The following is a 21,029-nucleotide window of genomic DNA, read 5'->3' on the forward strand; positions in this document are numbered from 1 at the left end:
CTTCGATATCCTGCGGTGAACGCCCTTGCCATTTTGTGAAAACGATTTGTTGGTTTTCGCCGATGTCCGGAATGGCATCAACAGCTACAGGATCAGTTGGTAAAATACCTGTTTCCCAATTGAAGGGTGCGTTAACGATTCCCCAACCCACGAATAAGGCGAGCAATATAACGGCGACAAGTTTGTTTTCTATAAGAAATTTGATGCTTTTATTCAGCATAAAAATAATTATTAAGTAATTAGACTACTTGTTGAAAAAACAAGATACAGGCAGTTTAGCCCAAACAAATTAATGTTGGACTTAAGAAGCAATTACTTAAAAATCAAATAAGGAAAGTTTGGTCTAAAACTTGAACGTCCCTGACCAAGGGGGGCGGTGTATATTCTTTATGGGAATTGAAATCTGCTTGAGGTTCAACAAACAGAAGCATATTGGCGTGGACAAAAGCAGCAACAAATAACTGTTGGTCTCTTTCTAACTTGTCAAAAATTGTTTTTAGGGCGTCCTGGCCTTGTATGGTCACTTGCTCATCAATACAGCAATCTTTTTTTGAGATATTGCACTCTGATGATAACGTATTTTGTTGAACTTCCATCCCACAGGTTTCAACGAGTCCAAACAAGGAAGAATCCACTAAAATATCCCCACAATAATGACTATCAACGGTAAAAGAAACTGTTGACAATAACACGATAAGTGCCAAGCAAACGGATGCTATTTTATGAAAGACTTTTTTCATTAATGTCGCAAAGTTATAAAAAACTTATATCATTTTGTTTATTTAACAATTCTTTTAGATTTCATCAAGATACAATTTGCCCGTTAAGCTATCTAAACATCAAGCGCAAATAAATTTTTTTTCAATTTTACAATGTATGATAAAAGTCATATTTCTGTTGAATCTTTAAAATTATATTCGCATAAATTTATTTGCGATTACTTCATAAGAATTTGATAATAAGATTATTAATCCGTATTCAATCTATGAAAAACTACCAATCGTAGACAGAATTTATTAATTGTTTACTATGAAATCTTTTTTTACCAAAATAGTATCTTTCTTTTTAGCCGCTACTATATTCTTTAGTACGGCATCGTTTGCAGTAGATATGCACTTTTGCTGTAATAAATTAGTGGATATGACTTATTTTGGCAAGGCAGAATCTTGCTCTGATATTGCTCAAAAAGAAGATAATAATTCTAGGCAATGTACTTCCATACAAGAAAAAGACTGTTGTAGTAATAAAACGATTGTTAAAACAGCGGATGAATCTATAAAAAAAGCTCAAACTCATAATGAGTTTGAAAACATTGTTTTTTTAAATACTTTCTTTTATACATACCTCAATCTATTTGAAGGATTAGAAACAAACGTTATTCCTTTCGAGCAATACAGGCCGCCCTTGTTGTACAGGGATATTCTAGTACTTCACGAGACCTTCCTAATTTGATTTTTCCACATCGCAGATAACACTAAGTAATCTGCATTACCTCTATAGCCATAGTTTCACTTTTGGCTAGCATTTGTTGTACCCAATTCTCAACAGCATCATACACCATTAACAATGTTAGGTCTTGACCTTTCAAACCCTTGAGTTAAAGACTCGATGACAACACACTAAATACAATGAGCAAATCAAAAGAATTTTGGATCAAAAATATGGTCTGTAACCGCTGCTTAAAAGTTATTAAGCAAGAACTACAGGAATTGGGAGTAACTGTGCTTTCATTAGAGTTGGGTAGACTATTGGTGGAAGCACCAAAAAAAACCAAGAATGAAATTATCGATGCGGTAACAACCGTACTTCACGCCAATGATTTTGAAATCGTACACAGTGAAGAAGAAATGCTCGTAGAGAGAATGAAGATTATTCTAATCGAGCAATTGCAAGAGCTCCCATTACATATTAAAGTAAAAACATCTGAACTATTGGCGTCAAGTCTTCATAAGGACTACAAGACATTGAGCAAATTATTTTCAGCCAATGAACAGACCACCCTTGAAAAGTACTTTATCAAATTAAAGATAGAAAAGGCCAAAGAACTTATACAACTTAAACAACATACCTTTTCTGACATTGGCTATCTGCTGGATTATAGCAGCGTTAACCACTTGTCCAGGCAGTTTAAAGAAGTTGTGGGAATGAGTATGACCGACTATAAGAACACAGGAAATTGGAAACGGAATTTCTATGATGAAATTATATAGAAAACAGCGAAAGTTATGCAGATGAACCCATATGGCAGTCTTTAATTTTATCCAAACAAATCAAACAAAATGAGTAAACTATTCATCACATTCGTATTAATTCCTTTTTTGGGAATGGCACAAACAATTGAGAACATAGACTATATCTCACCTTTCCATAACGAGGTTGCGGCTATCAAAAAAGGTAGCCAATGGGCATTTATCAATAATGAAGGTAAAATCGTCGTAGATTTTAGAAGCGACCTGGTGCCGACCAAGACAAACAATGATAGCTATCCCATATTCAGCAATGATAAATGTCTAATTGCCCATCAAAAAAATGACATATTGTATTATGGATATATTGATAAATCCGGAAAAACAGTCATTACACCACAGTTCCTAAATGCCACCAATTTTAAAGAAGGAAAAGCATTAGCGCTAAAGGTGCACAGAGAAACTATAGGTTATAACGACATTTTCAAGAAAGACGTAGTAAGCTACCATTATTTTGAAGTGGCAATAGATAGTAATGGAACTACATTAGAACATCTAACCCAACTAGCCTTGCACGTTTCGCCCCAAAACAGAAATGACAACAGCCCACCGCAAATAACATCAAAACTAATCTCTAAAAATTTGATTGCGGTAAAAGGTGATGACGCTAAATGGCGTATTAAAAAAATTGAACAATAAAGTCAAAACTATGATATCAAAAAAGATTAAAGCTCAGCCCTGTTAATAGCTGATAACCCATTCCCTCTCTATAACCCAATTAGCTATTGGGAATGGGTTTACAAACAATGTCTAACTAAAATAATTTTAAAAATGAAAACACTATTTATCGGTTTAATGGCAATTGGCTTTTTAAGCCTATACAGTTGCCAACAAGAAAAAGACCCTAAGGCTCTAATGGAAAACCCTGAGAAGCGTACAGCGATTTATAATGCCATTGTTGAAAACGATGATTATACCAACGAATTTATGGAAAGTATGCACGGCAATAAGCATACAATGGAAATGATGCGAGGCAATGAAAAAATGATGGGTGCTATGATGAATGGGCAAGGAATGCAAATGATGATGAAGGACAGTATGATGATGCATTCTATGATGGACGGGATGATGAAAGACGGGAAAATGATGGGAAAAATGATGAAAATGATGCACGAAAAAGGGATGATGAGCAAGGATTGTATGGAATCCTGTAAAAATACGATGGGCGAAAAAGGAATGGATATGCAAGGAATGAATATGGATAGCTCAATTAAAGAAGACCATACCGACCATCATTAATGTTTAACCTTTAAAAACATAAAACAATGAAAAAAAATCACTGGATATGGATGGTCATAGGCTGTGGATTACCGCTTCTGTTCATTTTTTTAGCCCCTTCTTTTGGCATAGGTGGAGGCTCGTCCCTTTTCATCTTTATACTATTTATGTTCGCCATTCACCTATTTATGCCCCACGGATCTCACGGCCACAGAGGGCACAATCATACTAATAGAAGTAATAATGGTCAAGACCATAATAAAAAAAACCTTGATGGTGATTCAGCAGAAAAACGAAATGAACATCAACATCATTAAAAATCAAACACAATGAAACAAAAATTTCAAATCAACGGAATCAGTTGTGGCGGATGTGTAGCAAGAGTAAAGAAGACTCTGGAGGAACACCCCAACATCGAAAAAGCAGAGATTTTTCTGGCACCAAAAGGGGCTGCAATTATCACTATGAACGAGATGCTTGCTGTTTCAGAAATACAAGAACAACTGAGCAAACTCAACGGATATACAATTACAGAGATAAACTAACAATTAAAAATTTACAACTATGCATTTATACGACGGACACTTTGGAGGAATGCACCTAATATGGTGGATAATATAGATTATTTTCTTGGCTTGGATATTTTTCATTCCAACAGATATCCCATATCAAAAAAACAAGCAAGAAAACCCTCTGGATATTCTAAAACAACGCTTTGCAAAAGGTGAAATATCCAAGGAAGAATTTGAAGAATCTAAAAAGATTTTAAAGTCAGATAACTAACCTTAAATCATAAAATTATGTATCGATTAAACGTAAAAAAACTTGGTTTCGCTTTCGGTCTTACCGGTGCGTTAATCTATTTGGGCTGTATGATTGTGATGTCAACCGCAGGTAGGGAAGCCACAATCGACTTTTTTAACAGCCTGCTGCACGGTTTGGACACCACAAGCATTATAAGGATGGATGTTCCCCTATGGGAAGCAGGTTTGGGTATAGTACAAACCTTTATACTTGGGTGGCTTATTGGCGCCTGTATTGCTGCTTTTTATAACGCACAAATTAAAAAACAGTAAGCATCTATGCAATACGTCTGGTTTATATGGTCACTAATTATTTTGGCACTTTGGGCAGTATTCTATCTCTTCAAAAAAGATTCGAGAAAAGAAATGCTCAAAATGAGCCTGATTACAATGCCTTTTGGTCTTACAGAACCCTTGTTTGTACCTGACTATTGGCTGCCGCCATCATTATTCAATTTAGCTGAAAAAACTGGTTTTGATATTGAAAGTTTGATTTTCTCATTTGCTATAGGTGGAATTGGCACGGTGCTCTATAACCTTATTTTTAAAAGAGGATTTGCCGAAATATCTCATAGTGAACGAAAGCATAGCAAGCATCGGTTGCATATTTACATACTTTTTATACCAGTATTCGTCTTCATCATTCTGGCACTTTTCACCTCGATAAATCATATTTATTGTGGCATTATCGCTTTGTTCATCGGTGGATTGGCGACACTGTACTGTCGACCAGATTTAAAAGGGAAAATATGGGTCGGGGGAATCTTGTTTACGATATTGTACTTCATTTATTTCGGAAGCATCCTTCCGTTCTATCCCCAATACGTGGAGCTATACTGGAATCTTGACAACCTGACTCATATTCTAATCCTAGGAATCCCTATTGAAGAATTGCTTTTTGCCTTCACATTTGGGATGTACTGGTCTGGGTTATACGAACACCTGTATTGGAGAAAGCTTATACACTTAAATAAAGCCTATAATTAATAAAACCACTTAGATTATGAAAATAATATTAGCGATAGATAGCTCTGATTTTAGCAAAGTAGCTATTAAGGAACTTACAAAAATGCCTTTACCAAATGGTAGTGAAGTCTGCATCATAAACGTTTATGAGCATCCCGCAATGGCAACCCCAGAGCTAATGGCAACCGCAGGTACTCTTGACAACTATTTTCACGAGTTTGTTGCCAATGCCGAAAAATCAGGAAAAAGGATTGTTTCCGCTGCAGCTGAAGAATTAAAGAAAAGTAATAGCACTATAACAATTACAACCAGTGTTGTTAGCGGTCTGCCCAAAAAAGAAATTTTGGAAAAGGCAGAATCTTTTGAGGCTGATTTAATTGTAGTGGGTTCACAAGGACAGGGCGCATTTTCACGCTTTTTATTGGGCTCAGTTTCTCAATACTTAGCAACCCACGCCAAATGCTCGGTCCTAATCGCTAAAGAAAAAGATAGCTAATAAAGCATAAGTGAACCTTGTGCTTTCAAACAAAAAATCAATACTGTGAATATGACGGCTAACCACACAAAAAACCATAAAAATGAAACGGCTTGTAAAGTAACGGATGAAATCTGTCTTCCAGATACTAATTTACCCCGTGTGGTTATTATAGGTGGCGGGTTTGCAGGTTTGGCATTGGTTGAAAAACTCAAACACAAAGAGGTACAGGTGGTATTGTTCGACAAAAACAACTTCCACCAGTTTCAGCCATTATTTTATCAGGTGGCAACGAGTGCTTTGGAGCCTGACAGTATTGTATTTCCATTCAGAAAACAAATCAATGGATATAAAAATGTACTGTTTCGTTTGGCTGAAGTGGAAGAAATCCAACCTTCTACAAACACCATTATAACCAATAAGGGAAGCGTTCACTACGACTATCTCGTGCTGGCAACGGGAACAACTACCAATTTTTTTGGTATGGACAATGTCGAGTCCCATAGCCTTGGGATGAAAGACATTCGCGATTCCCTAAATATTCGCCATATGATGCTGCAAAATTTGGAACAAGCTGCAATCACTTGTGATGATAAAGAACAGGATGCGCTGACCAATTTCGTCATCGTAGGTGGTGGACCCGCTGGCGTAGAAATGGCAGGGGCCTTGGCAGAATTTTGTAAATACATCCTACCGAAAGATTACCCGGAATATCCTTCTTCCATAATGAATATTTATTTGATAGAAGCCCTTGATGAGTTGCTGAACACAATGTCAGACAAGGCATCTTCAAAAACCCTGAAATATTTAGAAGATTTAAATGTAAAGATACTTTTGAATGAGGCAGTAAGTAATTACGATGGTTTACAGGTCACTACAAAAAGAGGTAGGACCATTTTAGCCAAAAACTTAATCTGGACGGCAGGTGTTAAAGGACAGTTCCCAAAAGGTATTGATAATAAACACGTGGTAAAGGGCAACCGCTTAAAAACAGACTCATATTTAATGGTAGAAGGTTACAAAAACATTTTTGCCATAGGTGATATAGCGGCTATAATAACAGAAGAAACGCCAAAAGGACATCCACAGGTTGCGCAAACAGCGATTCAGCAAGGCAAATGGTTGGGCAACTCACTATTAAAAATCATTAAGAACGAGGCACCTAAACCTTTTGAATATAAAGACAAAGGCTCTTTGGCCACCGTAGGAAAACGCAAGGCAGTAGCAGATTTGGGCAACTTCAAATTTGCAGGTTATTTCGCTTGGTTTCTATGGTCAGTTGTGCACTTATTATCCATAAGCGGATTTAAAAATAGATTGATGGTTGGTTTTAATTGGGCGATAAGCTATTTCACTTACGAAAAGAGCAACCGCCTGATTATTAGAAATTTTAAACCGAAATCATTAGTAAATGAAACAGAAGAATAATTTAAAAACAATTCAAATGAAAAAAATAGCAGTAATAGGATACGGAGTCATTGGAAAAAGAGTGGCCGATGCCATTAATCTACAAAATGATATGCTTCTTTCTGGAGTCTGTGATATCATAAGCGATTGGCGCATTCAAAATGCAGTAAGAAAGGAGTACGGTATCTATGCGGCAACTCAAGAAGCAGAGGACAAAATGAAATCCGAAGGCATTTCAGTAAAAGGAAATATGCAGGAACTTTTAAAGAAATCAGACCTCGTTGTGGACTGTACACCTAAAAAAGTTGCTGCTCAAAATGTAGCGATTTATAGAGAACAAAATATAAAATTCATTTTGCACGGAGGTGAAAAACACGAAACCACAGGGCATTCCTTTAGTGCGGAAAATAATTATGAATCGGCGTTAAATAAGGATGCGACCAGAGTAGTCTCTTGCAATACAACCTCTATACTAAGAACGTTAACCGCATTAAAAAGAGCTGACTTATTGGATTACGCCAGGGGGACACTTTTAAGAAGAGCTACTGACCCTTGGGAAAGCCATTTAGGTGGTATTATGAATACTATGGTGCCGGAAAAAGACATCCCAAGTCACCAAGGTCCGGATGCCAAAAGCGTTGACCCAGATTTGGATGTCATCACTGCCGCAGTAAAGGTACCCCAAACCTTAAGCCATATGCACTACTGGAACGTGAAGTTAAAAAAACAAGCCTCTAAAAAAGAAGTGCTAAATGCATTTAAAACGTCAAGCCGTATTAAATTGATTCGATATGACCAAGGGTTGGTGTCCAACAACACTATTAAGGAAATGTTTTTGGATATGGGAAGACCTTGGGGCGATATGTATGAGGTTGCTCTTTGGGAAGATATGTTAAAGGTACAAGGTGATGAACTCTTTTATGCCTACGTGGTCGATAACCAAGCTATTGTTATCCCTGAAACAATTGATGCCATTAGAGCATTAACTGGAATTGAAACAGACGGAGCAAAATCCATCGCCAAAACAAATGAAAGTTTAGGAATTTATTAATCATTAATAAAATGAAAACAGACATAAATATTACCGAACTATTGGGGGAAAAAGCAGACTTCTACTTAGAACACGTCTGTGAAAAAATAACCAAGGATGAACTGCAAACCCCAAGTAGAACAAGCCTAGATAAGGTTTTTGCTCAAAGTAACAGAAATCCGCAGGTTCTGCGAAGTCTTTCACAGTTATACGGTCACGGAAATCTGTCAGGAACTGGATATTTAAGCATCCTGCCTGTTGACCAAGGCATTGAGCATAGTGCCGCTTTTTCATTCTATAAAAACCCAGACTATTTTGACCCAGAGAATATCATAAAATTGGCGTTGGAAGCAGGTTGCAATGGAGTAGCTTCCACCTTTGGTGTTTTGGGATTGAATGCTCGTAAATATGCCCATAAAATTCCCTTTATCGTTAAGATTAACCACAATGAACTGCTTACCTATCCCAATAAATATGACCAAACTCTCTTTGGCAAGGTTAAAGCGGCTTGGGATATGGGAGCTGTTGCCGTTGGCGCTACCATCTATTTTGGTTCAGCGGAAAGTAACAGACAGCTTAAAGAAATAGCAGAGGCTTTTGAAGAAGCACGTAATTTGGGGATGGCAACCATCTTGTGGTGCTATACTCGAAACGAATCTTTTAAAACCGAAAAAGACGATTATCACGCCGCTGCCGATGTAACCGGGCAGGCAAATCATTTGGGTGTTACCATTCAGGCAGATATTATTAAGCAAAAACTTCCAACCAACAATTTTGGTTTTAAGAATATCAATTTCGGTAAATATGATGATGAAATGTATGAAACGCTCGCTACAGAACACCCTATTGATTTATGCAGATTACAAGTAGCAAATTGCTATATGGGAAAAATAGGGTTGATTAATTCCGGTGGTGGTTCTAAAGGGGAATCAGATTTAGTGGAAGCAATAACTACAGCTGTAATCAATAAAAGAGCTGGTGGTTCTGGGTTGATTCTGGGAAGAAAGGCATTTCAAAAGCCCTTCGGCGAAGGAGTGAAGGTTCTACAATCCGTTCAGAAAATTTATTTGAATTCTAAAATTAGCATAGCATAACAATAAAAAGAATGTTCGACACAGAGATAAAATCACTTAAATCATTTAATCACTACCTCTCAAAATTGGTAGAAAGTCGTCTATGGCTAAAGGTTATCATCGCCTTGTTTCTAGGGGTTGGGTTCGGTTTGCTTTTAAGTCCTCAAAATGGGTGGATTACTAAAGAAACAGCTGATATCGCAGGAAATTGGCTGGCATTGCCTGGTGTTTTATTTCTAAAGTTGGTGCAGATGATTATGATTCCTTTGATTGTGGCTTCCATTATTACCGGAATCGCAAGTAATGATAAGGACAGCCTAAAAAAATTAGGTGGTGGCGTTCTCTTATATTTTCTAGGTACGACCATAGTTTCGGTAAGTTTGGGTGTTATACTTTCTCAACTTTTTAGACCTGGGCGTTTTTTACATCAGCAGGCTCTAGATGAACATAACGAAATTACAGCTGTCCCAACGGAGAGTCCAGAGCTTTCCTTTGGTCTTGAAACCATCCCAGATGCCATATCAAACTTGCTTCCAGAAAACCCTTTGGCATCTATGGTTAGTGGTGAAATGTTAAGTATCGTGATTTTCACAATCATTATTGGTGTAGCTGTGCTATCGCTTGAGGATTCTTTACTGCGCCCAGTAAAGCTTCTTTTAAGTGCCATTCAGGAAGTCTGTATGACGGTGGTAAAATGGTCAATGCTTCTAGTGCCTATCGCCGTTTTTGGTCTTATGGCGCAGCTTACCTCTAGTGTTGGATTAAGTTCCTTATCTGGTCTAACATACTATGTTGGAGTGGTGCTTCTGGGCCTTCTGTTATTGGTAATTTTCTACTTGGGACTCATCGTACTTCTCGGAAAGACAAACCCATTGCACTTTCTTAAAAAAATAAGGGATGTTCAATTATTGGCTTTTTCCACCACAAGTTCTGCGGCAGTAATGCCCTTATCATTAAAAACCGCCGAAGAGGAATTGAAAGTGGACAAAACTATTAGCAATTTTATAATTCCTATTGGTGCAACCGTCAATATGGACGGAACGGCACTTTATCAGACTATTACAACACTTTTTATAGCTCAAGCTTACGGTCTGGAAATGAGCTTGCTCAATATTGTAGTGGTCATTGTAACCATTGTCGCTGCTTCCATTGGCACGCCTGCCATACCAGGAGGTGGCGTTGTTATACTCGCTTCTGTTTTGGGAAGTGTTGGCATACCGGCCGAAGGCATCATCATTATAATTGGGGTAGAAAGACTTTTGGGAATGTTCAGGACTGCTGTAAACGTAACTGGTGATTTGACTGCCTGTATGGTATTCAATAGGCTCTATGGTAAAATACCAATTTTGGTTACTGAGAAAACGATTAATACACCAACTTTAAAACAATGACCTTATTACTCATATTCATAGTGTTCATTTTACCTGTAGTAGCTATTGCAGGCTATCAGCATTACAAGATTGGTACGCAACCAGCTTATGATGCCAACGAAACGCTCTTGAATTATGAAATAATAGGTTCTGGAAAAAACAAACTCGTTTTGCTGCACGGTTTAACAGGCTCGTTGAATTATTGGAAACGTGAATTAGAAAGCATAACAAAAACACATTCATTGCTTTTGATAGACCTTCTCGGCTTTGGTGATTCGCCAAAACCAAAAAGTGATTATTCCTTATCGGTGCAACTGCAAGCGTTAGAATTGATTTTAAAAAAAGAAGGGTTCAACGATGGAAAAACAACTATCGCGGGACATTCAATGGGAGCTATAATTTCATTAGCCCTTTTAGAGAAATATGCTCATTGGTTCAAGGCAGGAATTTTTATCGGTATACCTGTTTATAAGGATGCAGATGAATTTAAGAAAGTAATGTCCACACATTCCTTTGTAGATAGGATTTCAACAAGCAAATTCTCAAAATACATCTGTATGATTCATCCCATATTTATGTCACGTGCATTCAAACCCGATAACCTAACGGATGAAGTTTATGAAGATGCAAAAAAACATCATTGGATGAGTTATTATTATTCGCTCACTAAAGTCATCTTGAAAACAGATTTATATGCGATGGCAAGGAAAATTAAAGATAAAGACGTGCTTTTTATCCACGGAGAAAAAGACACCACGGCACCTTTAGAAAATGCCTTAAAATTATCAAGGGAATTTAAAAATGCACACCTGATTACTTCATCGGAAGGAGACCATCAATTCTTTCTGAAAGAAGCAGAATTTGTTTGGAACACAATCCAAGGTTTTACTATTTCAGAAAAAAAGTTACAAAAAACCATATCTAATGAACACTATTAAAATTAAACATATAGGCGTATTTACCTCTGGAGGCGATAGCCCTGGAATGAACGCAGCATTGTACGCCATTTCAAAAACAGCGGAAGTAAATGGTATAAAAGTAAGTGGATTTCGAAAAGGATATGAAGGACTAATAGATGGTGATTTAGTTCCATTAAAATCTCACGAGTTACAAAAGTTAGTACACAAAGGAGGCACCATCCTAAAAACCGCACGAAGCAAACGCTTTATGGAATTGGAAGGTCGTCAAAAAGCCTTACAAACCTTAAAAGAAAATAAAATTGATGCCCTAATTGCAATCGGTGGTGATGGCACATTTAAAGGATTATTGGCCTTTTCAGAAATATGTGACATCCCTTTTATTGGTATTCCCGGAACAATCGATAACGATATTTCCGGTACAGATTACACCCTCGGTTTTGATTCCGCAGTGAACACGGCTATTGAAAATATTGATAAAATACGAGATACCGCTGAATCCCACAACCGTGTGTTCATTGTAGAAGTAATGGGAAGGGATTCAGGCTATATCGCTATTCATTCGGGTTTGATGGTCGGTGCAGATGCCATCCTAATTCCAGAAAGCGGGAAAGACTTTATATACCTATTGGACAAGGTTAAAAACTACGATAGCGAAGATGCCTTCCTTGTCGTGGTTTCTGAAGGTGATGAAATAGGCGCTGAACTGGTTTCCTCAAAAATAAAGGAGGTTAATCCCAATGTCGATTTACGAATCACCAAACTTGGCCACGTACAGCGAGGCGGAAATCCTTCTGCTTTAGATAGAATGTTGGGAATTAGACTTGGAGTGGCAAGTATAAACGTTCTTTCAGAAGGTAAAAAGAACGCGATGATTGGAATTTTGAATAATAAATTGCACCTAACCCCTTTTAAAGAGGTAGTCAAACAACATCAGGTAAATACTGAATTATATGAACTTTTAGAACTATTTGGAAAGTAAAATCAATAGAAATGGAAACAACCATATATAGCACACATAAATTCGATAAACCTTCCATTGTAAACGCCAATAAAGGAAAGCATCAACTGAATTTTTTAGAATTTCGACTAACAAAGGAAACCGCCTTATTGGCAGAAGGTTCAAAGGCCATAGCACTTTTTTCCAGTGATGACGCCTCTTCGGAAGTGTTGAAGATTTTACACAAGCAGGGCATAAAATTCATCGCTTTACGCTCGGCAGGTTTCAATCACGTCGATTTAAAAAAAGCATCAGAACTGGGTATAAAAGTGGCTCGTGTTCCTGCCTATTCGCCCTATGCCATTGCCGAACATACAATGGCGCTGATACTTGCATTAAACCGAAAATTAATTAAAGCGCACAATAGGGTTCGCGAACAAAACTTTTCATTGAACGGCCTGACTGGTTTCGACCTCAATGGAAAAACCGTAGGTGTTATTGGGACAGGAAAAATAGGAGCAGTACTCGTAAAAATACTGCACGGTTTGGGATGTAAGATACTAGCCCATGATGTTTCTGAAGATAAGAACCTGATAGATTTATATGATGTCATATACACCAACTGTACCACCATTTGCAAACAGGCAGATATAATTAGTCTGCACGTTCCATTGACACCATCAACCAGGCACTTAATAGACACAGAACACATAACACTAATGAAAGAAGGTGTTATGCTCATTAACACAAGTCGCGGAGGTCTAGTTGACACCAAAGCCGTTATTGAAGGATTAAAATCTGGCAAGATTGGGTATTTCGGAATAGATGTATACGAAGAGGAAGAAGGCCTGTTTTTTGAAGACCACTCTGATACCATTTTGCAAGACGATGTCATTGCCAGATTAATGACTTTTAATAATGTTCTCATTACTAGTCATCAAGCTTTTTTAACCGAAACAGCTTTGACCAATATTGCTGAAACCACAATTTATAATATAGACTGTTTTGAAAATGGCAAAGTCTCAGGAAACGAAGTTTCTTGATTAAGAAACAAAAATTAGTGATAACACTTAAATCTTAAAATTATGGATAGAGTAAAAAATAAAGTAGCCATTGTCACGGGAGGTGCTTCTGGCCTAGGAAAATCAAGTGCAATCTTATTGGCTCGTGAAGGTGCTAAAATTGTGATAACTGATGTAGATGATGAAAACGGAACTAAAGTAGTTCAAGACATTAACAATGATGGCGGTGAGGCAATTTTCATTAAACAAGATGTCTCTAAAGAAGAAGAATGGAAAATGGTTATTGAGACTACGATCAAAACATATGGAAAGCTTCATATAGTAGCTAATTCTGCCGGAATAGGAATAGGCGGAACGGTTGAAGATGTAACTTTAGATGACTGGAAAAATCTTATAGACGTAAACCTTCACGGTACTTTTTTAGGCACCCAATATGGCATAAAGGGAATGAAGGAAACTGGAGAAGGTGGTTCCATTATTAACTTTTCTTCAATTGAAGGACTTATTGGAGACCCTAATCTACCCGCCTATAATGCAAGTAAGGGAGGTGTAACCATATTTACCAAATCGGCAGCACTACATTGTGCGAAGCAGGGTTACAAAATACGGGTTAATTCCATTCATCCAGCATATATATGGACCCCAATGGTAGAAAATTTCCTAAAAGCCCAAGGCGATGTGGAAGAGGGCAAAAAGCAGTTAGAAAGTCTACATCCAGTTGGACACTTGGGAGAGCCTGATGACATAGGTTACGGTGTCGTTTACTTAGCTTCGGACGAATCAAAATTTATGACCGGTTCTGAGTTGGTCATTGATGGTGGTTATACTGCACAATAATGGATAACCTAAAAATTAAAAATTTATGAAAAACATACTCGTACCCACCGATTTCTCTGAAAACTGCACTAAAGCTGCACATCTCGGGATTAAAATGGCCAAACTGTATAAGGCCGAAATACACTTTTTACACCTATTGAAAACCCCTGTAGATTGGGTGAAATTGGATAAACTCAAAGAAAAACGCTATCCCGAAACCGTGAAGCAAATTGGTATTGCTAAAGCCAAATTACGTGAACTGGAAAGAATAGCAGAACACGAAGGCTTGATATGCCGTACATTTCTTCAATATGATGCTGGACAGGGAGATATTCTGGAACATTCAGGCCATTTTCACCACGACTTTATCATTACCGGAAGCAGTGGCACTAAAGGTGTCATTAGGGAAATTACAGGCAGTAATGTTGAGAAGATTGTACGAAAAGCCAATGCACCAATTATCGTGGTCAAAGAGCAGGAAGTAACGTTTCCATTTAAAGATATTCTATTCGTCTCTTCTTTTGAAGAAGATGTTAGTCATCCATTTCAAGCTGTGCTTTCCATAGCTGAAAAATGTGATGCTAAAATTCATTTGTTACGTATCAACACAGAAACAGACTTTAATAATATTAATGCTGGATTAAACCCTGTCAAGCAATTCCTTGAAAAGTTTCCCGCCTTAAAAAACTTTTCTATGAACGTTCACAACGAATCGTCAGTAGAAGAAGGTATCAATACATTTTTAAAATATCAGCCCGCAGATTTGATTGCAATGAGTACACACGGTAAGACAGGATTTTTGAGCTTATTTTCAAAAAGCATTGCCGAGGGTGTAACTAATCATTCAGAACTTCCTGTGATGACCATACATATCAAAAAATGAAACAATCAATCAACATAATAAAGTATTCTGGCGACGTCGTAGCTTTTGATGTGGATAAACTCATCAATTCCTTAAGACGTGTACAAGCGAGTGAAGCATTGATTCAGCAAATTGTAGAGCAAGTTGAAAGTCAATTATACGATGGAATTACAACCAAACAAATCTATAAAATGGCATTTAAAATGCTTAAAGGTAAATCACGTGTAAGTGCTTCAAAATACAAACTCAAAAAAGCATTGATGGAATTGGGCCCTTCTGGCTTTCCGTTTGAAAAGTTAGTGGGAAAACTATTGGCACACGAAGGATTTGAAACGAAGGTTGGCGTGATTGTACAAGGCAACTGCGTACAGCACGAAGTAGATGTAATAGCCCAAAAGGATAATTACCATTATATGATTGAGTGCAAATACCATAGTGACCAAGGTAGGTTTTGTAATGTCAAGATTCCCTTGTACATCCATTCACGATTTTTGGATGTTGAAAAACAATGGGAACATCAAAAAGGTCACGAAGCTAAACTACATAAAGGAGGTGTATATACCAATACACGATTTACTATGGATGCAATACAGTACGGCAAATGTGTTGGATTGTTATTGACAAGCTGGGATTATCCAATGGGAAACGGTTTAAAAGACAGAATAGACAAGTCTGGATTTCATCCCTTAACAGCATTAACAACAATGACCAAATCTGAAAAGACAAAATTATTGGATAAAGGTATTGTACTATGTAAAGAGCTTCACGAAAAACCTACTTTATTAAATCAAATCGGAATTGATAAAACAAGACATAAAAATATTTTGGAAGATTCTGAAGCGTTGTGTAAAAACAATTAAAAAATAATTATATGAAAACTGAAGAGTTAAAAAAACAGAACAACATAGATTTTGAGCCTTTTTACGAAGCATTGGAAGACGACCCAAAACTGCTTGAAGAGGCCTTGGAAATACTATTGGATATGGTAGACTTTGAACCTAAATCCATAAAAAAGGTAGCACTCTATATCAAAGAGGATTCACGAAACCTATATAAAGAAATAGTAGAATTGAGTAAATCTAACCAAGATAAAGGGAATACACCTTCTTGCTGTGGTGAACTTTAAATAAATAGTACAAAGATGAATAACACTAAAATAAACATTCACTTTCTGGGCGCAGCTGGTACAGTAACCGGCTCAAAATATTTAGTGGATACGGGAGAAAGAAAGATATTGATAGACTGCGGACTATTTCAAGGGTTGAAGGAATTGCGCCTTAAAAACTGGGAATATCCACCCGTTGAAGTTTCAGAAATTGATATGGTCTTGCTTACCCACGGCCATATGGACCACACAGGGTATTTACCTAGATTGGTAAAACAAGGGTTTAGAGGCCCGATTTACGGCACTAATCCCACTTTGGACATTGCAAAAATCATTTTGAACGATAGTGCAAAAATCCAAGAGCAGGAAGCCGAACGCGCCAACAAAGAAGGCTATTCCAAACATAGCCCGGCAGAACCGCTTTACGATTTAAACGATGTTGAAAAAACCCTTCCACATTTCAAGGGAGTACCACCTGCGCAATGGATGCCATTGATGAAAAATATAAAGGCCAGATTTCAATACAATGGTCATATTCTCGGTGCCACTTACATCGAGTTGGATATACACGGAAAACGTTTTGTCTTTTCGGGAGATATTGGAAGAACCAATGATTTATTGCTCTACCCACCACTAAAACCAAAAAAAGCAGATATGCTTTTCATTGAATCCACTTATGGCGGAAGATTTCATCCAGATGAAGTAGAAGCACTGCCACAGATTGAAAAATTGGTCAACGATACCATCAATAGAGGTGGCAGCCTGTTTATACCAAGTTTTTCGGTAGAACGTGCCCAATTGATGATGCTCATTTTTTGGAGATTGCTAAAAAAGAACAAAATACCGAAAGTACAAATGATAATGGACAGTCCAATGGGAGCGAATGTACTCGAACTCTTCCACCGTACAAGGGATTGGCACAGATTAGAGGACAATGAATGTGATGAAATGTGCTCACATTTCACGGTCGTTAGTAGTTATCGGGAAACTATGGAATTAAGAATAGATAACAAGCCAAAAATCGTGATTGCGGGAAGTGGAATGCTTACGGGTGGCAGAATGCTCAACTATCTTGAAACACAGGCACAAAACCCAAAAAACACTTTGCTTTTTGTGGGTTATCAAGCTGAAGGCACTCGTGGAAGAAAGCTATTGGAAGGTGATAAGGAATTAAAAGTGTACGGAAAATGGGTGCCATTTCATATGGAAGTTGCAGAAATCGAAGGACTTTCGGCACACGCTGACCACACAGAACTTATGGATTGGATGAGTAAAATAAAAAATAAGCCCGAGCGGATTTTCATAGTGCACGGTGAAAAAGAAAGTGCAGAAGCATTACAAAAAGGTATCAAGGAAACCTATGATTGGAATGCTGAAATCCCACAATTATATAGCATTGAAGAAATAAAATAAACTATGGAACAACATTCAAATATATTAAAATACAAACATCTTGGAATCTACACCCAAAACGAAAATGTGGTGTATATGCGTGAAGACTGCCACGTGTGTATTTCAGAAGGTTTTGAAGCATTAACACGAATAAGGATATCCAATGCAAGCACCTCAATCGTTGCAAGTCTAAATGTTTTAAATTCTGATATCCTGCTGCCCAACGAAATAGGACTATCGGATGCTGCTGCAAAAAAGTTGAATGTATCCGACAATGACACCCTGTATGTTTCCCATTTAGAACCTATAGAGTCGTTAAGCCACGTCAGGGCAAAAATCTATAACCAAAAACTGGATTACAACGCCTACAACCAAATCATAACCGACATCGTTGAAGGCGACTATTCCAATATACACCTTTCAGCATTCATTACTGCCTGTGCAGGAGACCGAATGGATATTGATGAAATATCCGACCTAACAAAAGCTATGATTGCCTCTGGAAAACAATTGAATTGGAATAAAGAAATCGTTGTCGATAAACATTGCATAGGCGGATTACCAGGCAATAGAACAACACCCTTGGTAGTTGCCATTGTCGCTGCATATGGACTTACAATGCCAAAAACGTCCTCGCGAGCCATTACTTCGCCCGCAGGTACAGCAGATACTATGGAAGTTCTGACCAATGTTACGCTCTCTTCCGAAGAAATAACTGCTGTGGTAGAAAAAGAAGGAGGTTGTTTTGTTTGGGGTGGTACAGCGCAATTAAGCCCTGCCGATGATGTTCTGATTAAGATTGAGAAAGCCTTGGATATTGATAGTGAAGGGCAGCTAATAGCCTCGGTCCTTTCAAAAAAATCTGCGGCAGGTTCCACTCACGTTGTTATAGATATTCCCGTGGGAGAAACTGCAAAAGTTAGAAGTTCAGAAATGGCTGAAAAACTCAAGAACCATATGGAAACGGTAGGCAATTCTGTCGGATTGAATGTGAAAGTGGTCATTACTGATGGTACGCAACCTGTAGGAAGAGGGATTGGTCCAACTTTGGAAGCCATCGATATATTGAAGGTTTTACAAAATGAGGCAGATGCCCCAATCGACCTAATGGAAAGAGCGTTGCTTTTGGCTGGAGAACTTATAGAGCTTTCGGGCAAAGTCGAAAAAGGAAAAGGAACGGAAACCGCCAAAGAAGTGCTTACATCTGGTCAGGCTTATGAAAAATTCCTTGCCATTTGTAAGGCCCAAGGCCGCTTTTCAAAACCTGTTTTAGCACCTTATAAAATTGAAATCAGAGCAGAAAAATCGGGCAGTCTAAAGCGGATAGATAATCGAAAGATTGCAAAACTCGCCAAGCTTTCTGGCGCACCGCAGTCTAAATCGGCTGGGATTCTTTTGAATGTCCATTTAGATGAAAAAATTGAAAAAGATGACTTACTATTCACGCTTTTTGCAGAATCGCAGGGTGAATTAAATTACGCCTTAGAGTACAAGAACAGTCATAACGACATTATAACTATTAAATAAAAAATAAAATGAAAACTATACTATTTAGCCTTCCGGGAAACGAGGAATTAACAGAGCTAATGGCAACAAAAATGAATGCTGAAGTGGGAAAGACCACCTTACGAAAGTTCCCTGACGGCGAATCCTACACGCGCATATTATCTGACGTAAAAGATAAATGTGTGGTCTTGGTCTGCACCCTACACGACCCTGATGAGAAATTATTACCATTATATTTTTTAAGCCATACAGCAAAATCATTAGGTGCTATGTGTACTTGTTTGGTAGCACCTTATTTGGCATATATGCGACAAGACAAAATATTTAATGAGGGTGAAGGCGTTACCTCTACCTATTTCGGGAAGTTAATTTCCGGTTTTGCTGATAGCATTACAACTGTCGACCCTCACCTACACAGGATACACTCATTGGGTGAAGTCTATCAAATTCCAAACAAAGTCATTCACGCTGCAGATGACATTTCAAAATGGATAAAAGAAAATATAAAAAACCCAGTATTAATAGGTCCGGATTCCGAAAGCGAACAATGGGTTTCTGAAGTAGCAAAAAATGCAGGAGCACCATTTACAGTATTGCAAAAAGTGCGTCACGGTGACCGCGATGTAGAAGTCTCGGTTCCTGATGTGGAAAAATATAAAAACGCCACACCAATTTTGGTAGATGATATTATTTCTACAGCTAGAACAATGATTGAAACCGTACAACATTTGAAAAAAGCAGGAATGAAACCACCAATATGTGTTGGTATTCACGCCGTTTTTTCAGGTAATGCTTATCGGGATTTGTTGGATTCCGGAGTAGAAAAAATAGTGACCTGTAATACTATTCCACATCCTTCAAATGGGATTGATTTAAGTGATATACTGGCAAAAGAAGTAAAGAAATTAATGCACCATATATGAAAAAACGAGTCTTCATAGTATTACTTACTTTATTCAGCATTACAATGACTGGACAAACTGAAATGCTTATTGGGCAGATTTCGGGCAGGGTTGTAGTTCGAGAAAATTTTGATGAAGATGGCGATTTTTTAAACCAACAAACTTTTGAGGCTAGTGAAACAATAAAGAAAAATGAATATTATGAAATTAAGGTGGTTACAGAATTGTTTGACCAGGACAAAAAATCTACCGACAAATACACAACCACATATCGCTGTAAACCTGATGAAGCCAGTATAATGGTAATGGCATTTCCGTTTTCAAAACCAAAATCAAAGGAAACCGAAATCAATACCACATCTGCAAATTTTAAAGAGCTATATGATTTGGAAAACTTGGCAAATATAGAATTGGAAATGAGCTTTGATTCAGGATTGTTGAATTTCTTCGGTTCAAAAAGTACCATAAAGATTTACAACCGAAAATTAGACAGTAACAAAAACAATATTAAATCAAAAATCAATATTAAGGCCTATGCGTTGGGTATTCGTATCAAGCAATTAAATTATAATGTAATAGAAAAATTAAATGAGAACGGCCTATTGACCTTTCAAAAATTTACCGAAGAAGACAACAGTTATTTCACAATGACCTATAAATAAAAGAAAATGAACAACTACGACACCCTTTCAGAAGCAATCAATGACCTTCAACAAAGAGGATATGCCTATGATTTCAACTTGAAACCAGAATGTTTGCAATGTGCCTCACTGAAAATAGAAATTCAGCCCGAAGATTTTGATGTGGATGAAACCCATCGTTTTGAAGGTATGAGCAGTACGGACGATAACAGTGTTCTTTATGCCATTTCATCAAAAGATGGTATAAAGGGACTTTTGGTAGATGCCTATGGTGTCTATGCCGAAAATATTTCAGAAGCGATGAGAAAAAAATTACGATAACACTTAAACAAAACCAA

General features: G+C 37.5%; 28 protein-coding genes. 26 read left to right on the forward strand and 2 right to left on the reverse strand.

Annotated elements, in window-relative coordinates; all coding sequences use genetic code 11:
* Both CJ305_RS17230 and CJ305_RS17235 read right to left on the reverse strand, forming a co-directional pair.
* On the reverse strand, window positions 1-220 hold a 220-nt coding region (locus CJ305_RS17230; RefSeq protein WP_143469402.1), incomplete at its 3' end, for a hypothetical protein.
* Window positions 221-323: 103 nt separating this feature from the next.
* Window positions 324-740 carry an HYC_CC_PP family protein gene (locus CJ305_RS17235; protein ID WP_099647548.1) on the reverse strand — a complete coding sequence of 139 codons (417 nt, stop codon included), beginning with the start codon at window positions 738-740 and terminating at the stop codon, window positions 324-326.
* Between the two features lie 289 nt (window positions 741-1,029).
* Between CJ305_RS17235 and CJ305_RS17240 the strand changes: the two genes are divergently transcribed.
* The 26 genes from CJ305_RS17240 (at window position 1,030) to CJ305_RS17365 (ending at window position 21,012) form a co-directional block, all read left to right on the forward strand.
* Window positions 1,030-1,452 carry an HYC_CC_PP family protein gene (locus tag CJ305_RS17240; protein ID WP_099647587.1) on the forward strand — a complete coding sequence of 141 codons (423 nt, stop codon included), beginning with the start codon at window positions 1,030-1,032 and terminating at the stop codon, window positions 1,450-1,452.
* Between the two features lie 176 nt (window positions 1,453-1,628).
* Window positions 1,629-2,210, forward strand: coding sequence for a helix-turn-helix domain-containing protein (locus CJ305_RS17245; RefSeq protein ID WP_099647549.1), 582 nt, complete (start codon window positions 1,629-1,631; stop codon window positions 2,208-2,210).
* Window positions 2,211-2,279: 69 nt separating this feature from the next.
* Window positions 2,280-2,885 (forward strand): WG repeat-containing protein, encoded by a 606-nt coding sequence (locus CJ305_RS17250; RefSeq protein WP_099647550.1) that lies wholly within the window; start codon window positions 2,280-2,282, stop codon window positions 2,883-2,885.
* Between the two features lie 216 nt (window positions 2,886-3,101).
* The gene (locus CJ305_RS17255; RefSeq protein ID WP_317044012.1) at window positions 3,102-3,485 is read left to right on the forward strand and encodes a hypothetical protein; all 384 of its coding nucleotides are present in this window, start codon (window positions 3,102-3,104) and stop codon (window positions 3,483-3,485) included.
* A gap of 26 nt (window positions 3,486-3,511) precedes the next feature.
* Entirely contained in the window at window positions 3,512-3,781 is a 270-nt protein-coding gene (locus CJ305_RS17260; RefSeq protein ID WP_099647552.1) for a hypothetical protein, read from the forward strand.
* Between the two features lie 12 nt (window positions 3,782-3,793).
* Window positions 3,794-4,009: a heavy-metal-associated domain-containing protein gene (locus CJ305_RS17265; protein ID WP_099647553.1), complete on the forward strand. Its 216-nt coding sequence runs from the start codon at window positions 3,794-3,796 to the stop codon at window positions 4,007-4,009.
* 85 nt (window positions 4,010-4,094) lie between these two features.
* Complete coding sequence (locus tag CJ305_RS17270; protein WP_449543898.1) at window positions 4,095-4,247, forward strand: SHOCT domain-containing protein; 153 nt, start codon at window positions 4,095-4,097, stop codon at window positions 4,245-4,247.
* A 17-nt stretch (window positions 4,248-4,264) separates the two neighbouring features.
* Window positions 4,265-4,540 (forward strand): DUF5676 family membrane protein, encoded by a 276-nt coding sequence (locus tag CJ305_RS17275; protein WP_099647554.1) that lies wholly within the window; start codon window positions 4,265-4,267, stop codon window positions 4,538-4,540.
* 6 nt (window positions 4,541-4,546) lie between these two features.
* A complete protein-coding gene (locus CJ305_RS17280) occupies window positions 4,547-5,254 on the forward strand; it encodes a lycopene cyclase domain-containing protein (RefSeq protein ID WP_099647555.1) in 708 nt (235 codons plus the stop codon).
* Window positions 5,255-5,270: 16 nt separating this feature from the next.
* Window positions 5,271-5,729 (forward strand): universal stress protein, encoded by a 459-nt coding sequence (locus tag CJ305_RS17285; protein ID WP_099647556.1) that lies wholly within the window; start codon window positions 5,271-5,273, stop codon window positions 5,727-5,729.
* A 51-nt stretch (window positions 5,730-5,780) separates the two neighbouring features.
* Entirely contained in the window at window positions 5,781-7,136 is a 1,356-nt protein-coding gene (locus CJ305_RS17290) for an NAD(P)/FAD-dependent oxidoreductase (RefSeq protein ID WP_099647557.1), read from the forward strand.
* On the forward strand, window positions 7,120-8,166 hold the full coding sequence (locus CJ305_RS17295; RefSeq protein ID WP_223248913.1) for a type II glyceraldehyde-3-phosphate dehydrogenase: 1,047 nt from the start codon (window positions 7,120-7,122) through the stop codon (window positions 8,164-8,166). Before CJ305_RS17290 ends, CJ305_RS17295 begins: the two co-directional genes overlap by 17 nt.
* A gap of 11 nt (window positions 8,167-8,177) precedes the next feature.
* Window positions 8,178-9,239, forward strand: a complete 1,062-nt coding sequence (locus CJ305_RS17300; protein WP_099647558.1) for a class I fructose-bisphosphate aldolase — start codon at window positions 8,178-8,180, stop codon at window positions 9,237-9,239.
* A gap of 11 nt (window positions 9,240-9,250) precedes the next feature.
* The gene (locus CJ305_RS17305) at window positions 9,251-10,609 is read left to right on the forward strand and encodes a dicarboxylate/amino acid:cation symporter (RefSeq protein ID WP_099647559.1); all 1,359 of its coding nucleotides are present in this window, start codon (window positions 9,251-9,253) and stop codon (window positions 10,607-10,609) included.
* Entirely contained in the window at window positions 10,606-11,526 is a 921-nt protein-coding gene (locus CJ305_RS17310; RefSeq protein WP_099647560.1) for an alpha/beta fold hydrolase, read from the forward strand. The genes CJ305_RS17305 and CJ305_RS17310 overlap by 4 nt, the downstream gene beginning before the upstream one ends.
* Complete coding sequence (locus CJ305_RS17315; protein ID WP_099647561.1) at window positions 11,513-12,487, forward strand: ATP-dependent 6-phosphofructokinase; 975 nt, start codon at window positions 11,513-11,515, stop codon at window positions 12,485-12,487. Before CJ305_RS17310 ends, CJ305_RS17315 begins: the two co-directional genes overlap by 14 nt.
* Window positions 12,488-12,498: 11 nt before the next feature.
* Window positions 12,499-13,488, forward strand: a complete 990-nt coding sequence (locus tag CJ305_RS17320; RefSeq protein WP_099647562.1) for a 2-hydroxyacid dehydrogenase — start codon at window positions 12,499-12,501, stop codon at window positions 13,486-13,488.
* A 42-nt stretch (window positions 13,489-13,530) separates the two neighbouring features.
* Window positions 13,531-14,304, forward strand: coding sequence for an SDR family oxidoreductase (locus tag CJ305_RS17325; protein WP_099647563.1), 774 nt, complete (start codon window positions 13,531-13,533; stop codon window positions 14,302-14,304).
* A gap of 25 nt (window positions 14,305-14,329) precedes the next feature.
* On the forward strand, window positions 14,330-15,166 hold the full coding sequence (locus CJ305_RS17330) for a universal stress protein (protein WP_099647564.1): 837 nt from the start codon (window positions 14,330-14,332) through the stop codon (window positions 15,164-15,166).
* The gene (locus tag CJ305_RS17335) at window positions 15,163-16,005 is read left to right on the forward strand and encodes an ATP cone domain-containing protein (RefSeq protein ID WP_099647565.1); all 843 of its coding nucleotides are present in this window, start codon (window positions 15,163-15,165) and stop codon (window positions 16,003-16,005) included. Before CJ305_RS17330 ends, CJ305_RS17335 begins: the two co-directional genes overlap by 4 nt.
* Before the next feature lie 11 nt (window positions 16,006-16,016).
* Complete coding sequence (locus CJ305_RS17340) at window positions 16,017-16,271, forward strand: hypothetical protein (protein ID WP_099647566.1); 255 nt, start codon at window positions 16,017-16,019, stop codon at window positions 16,269-16,271.
* Between the two features lie 15 nt (window positions 16,272-16,286).
* Entirely contained in the window at window positions 16,287-17,663 is a 1,377-nt protein-coding gene (locus CJ305_RS17345) for an MBL fold metallo-hydrolase RNA specificity domain-containing protein (protein WP_099647567.1), read from the forward strand.
* 3 nt (window positions 17,664-17,666) lie between these two features.
* On the forward strand, window positions 17,667-19,169 hold the full coding sequence (locus CJ305_RS17350) for a thymidine phosphorylase family protein (protein ID WP_099647568.1): 1,503 nt from the start codon (window positions 17,667-17,669) through the stop codon (window positions 19,167-19,169).
* Between the two features lie 8 nt (window positions 19,170-19,177).
* Window positions 19,178-20,071, forward strand: a complete 894-nt coding sequence (locus CJ305_RS17355) for a ribose-phosphate pyrophosphokinase (RefSeq protein ID WP_099647569.1) — start codon at window positions 19,178-19,180, stop codon at window positions 20,069-20,071.
* Window positions 20,072-20,115: 44 nt separating this feature from the next.
* Entirely contained in the window at window positions 20,116-20,712 is a 597-nt protein-coding gene (locus CJ305_RS17360; RefSeq protein WP_223248914.1) for a hypothetical protein, read from the forward strand.
* Between the two features lie 6 nt (window positions 20,713-20,718).
* Entirely contained in the window at window positions 20,719-21,012 is a 294-nt protein-coding gene (locus CJ305_RS17365) for a phosphoribosylpyrophosphate synthetase (protein WP_099647571.1), read from the forward strand.
* The last annotated feature ends 17 nt before the right edge of the window (window positions 21,013-21,029 follow it).

Origin of the sequence: Leeuwenhoekiella nanhaiensis (genome assembly GCF_002744755.1) — a bacterium.
In the GTDB taxonomy this organism is placed as follows: Bacteria; Bacteroidota; Bacteroidia; order Flavobacteriales; family Flavobacteriaceae; genus Leeuwenhoekiella; species Leeuwenhoekiella nanhaiensis.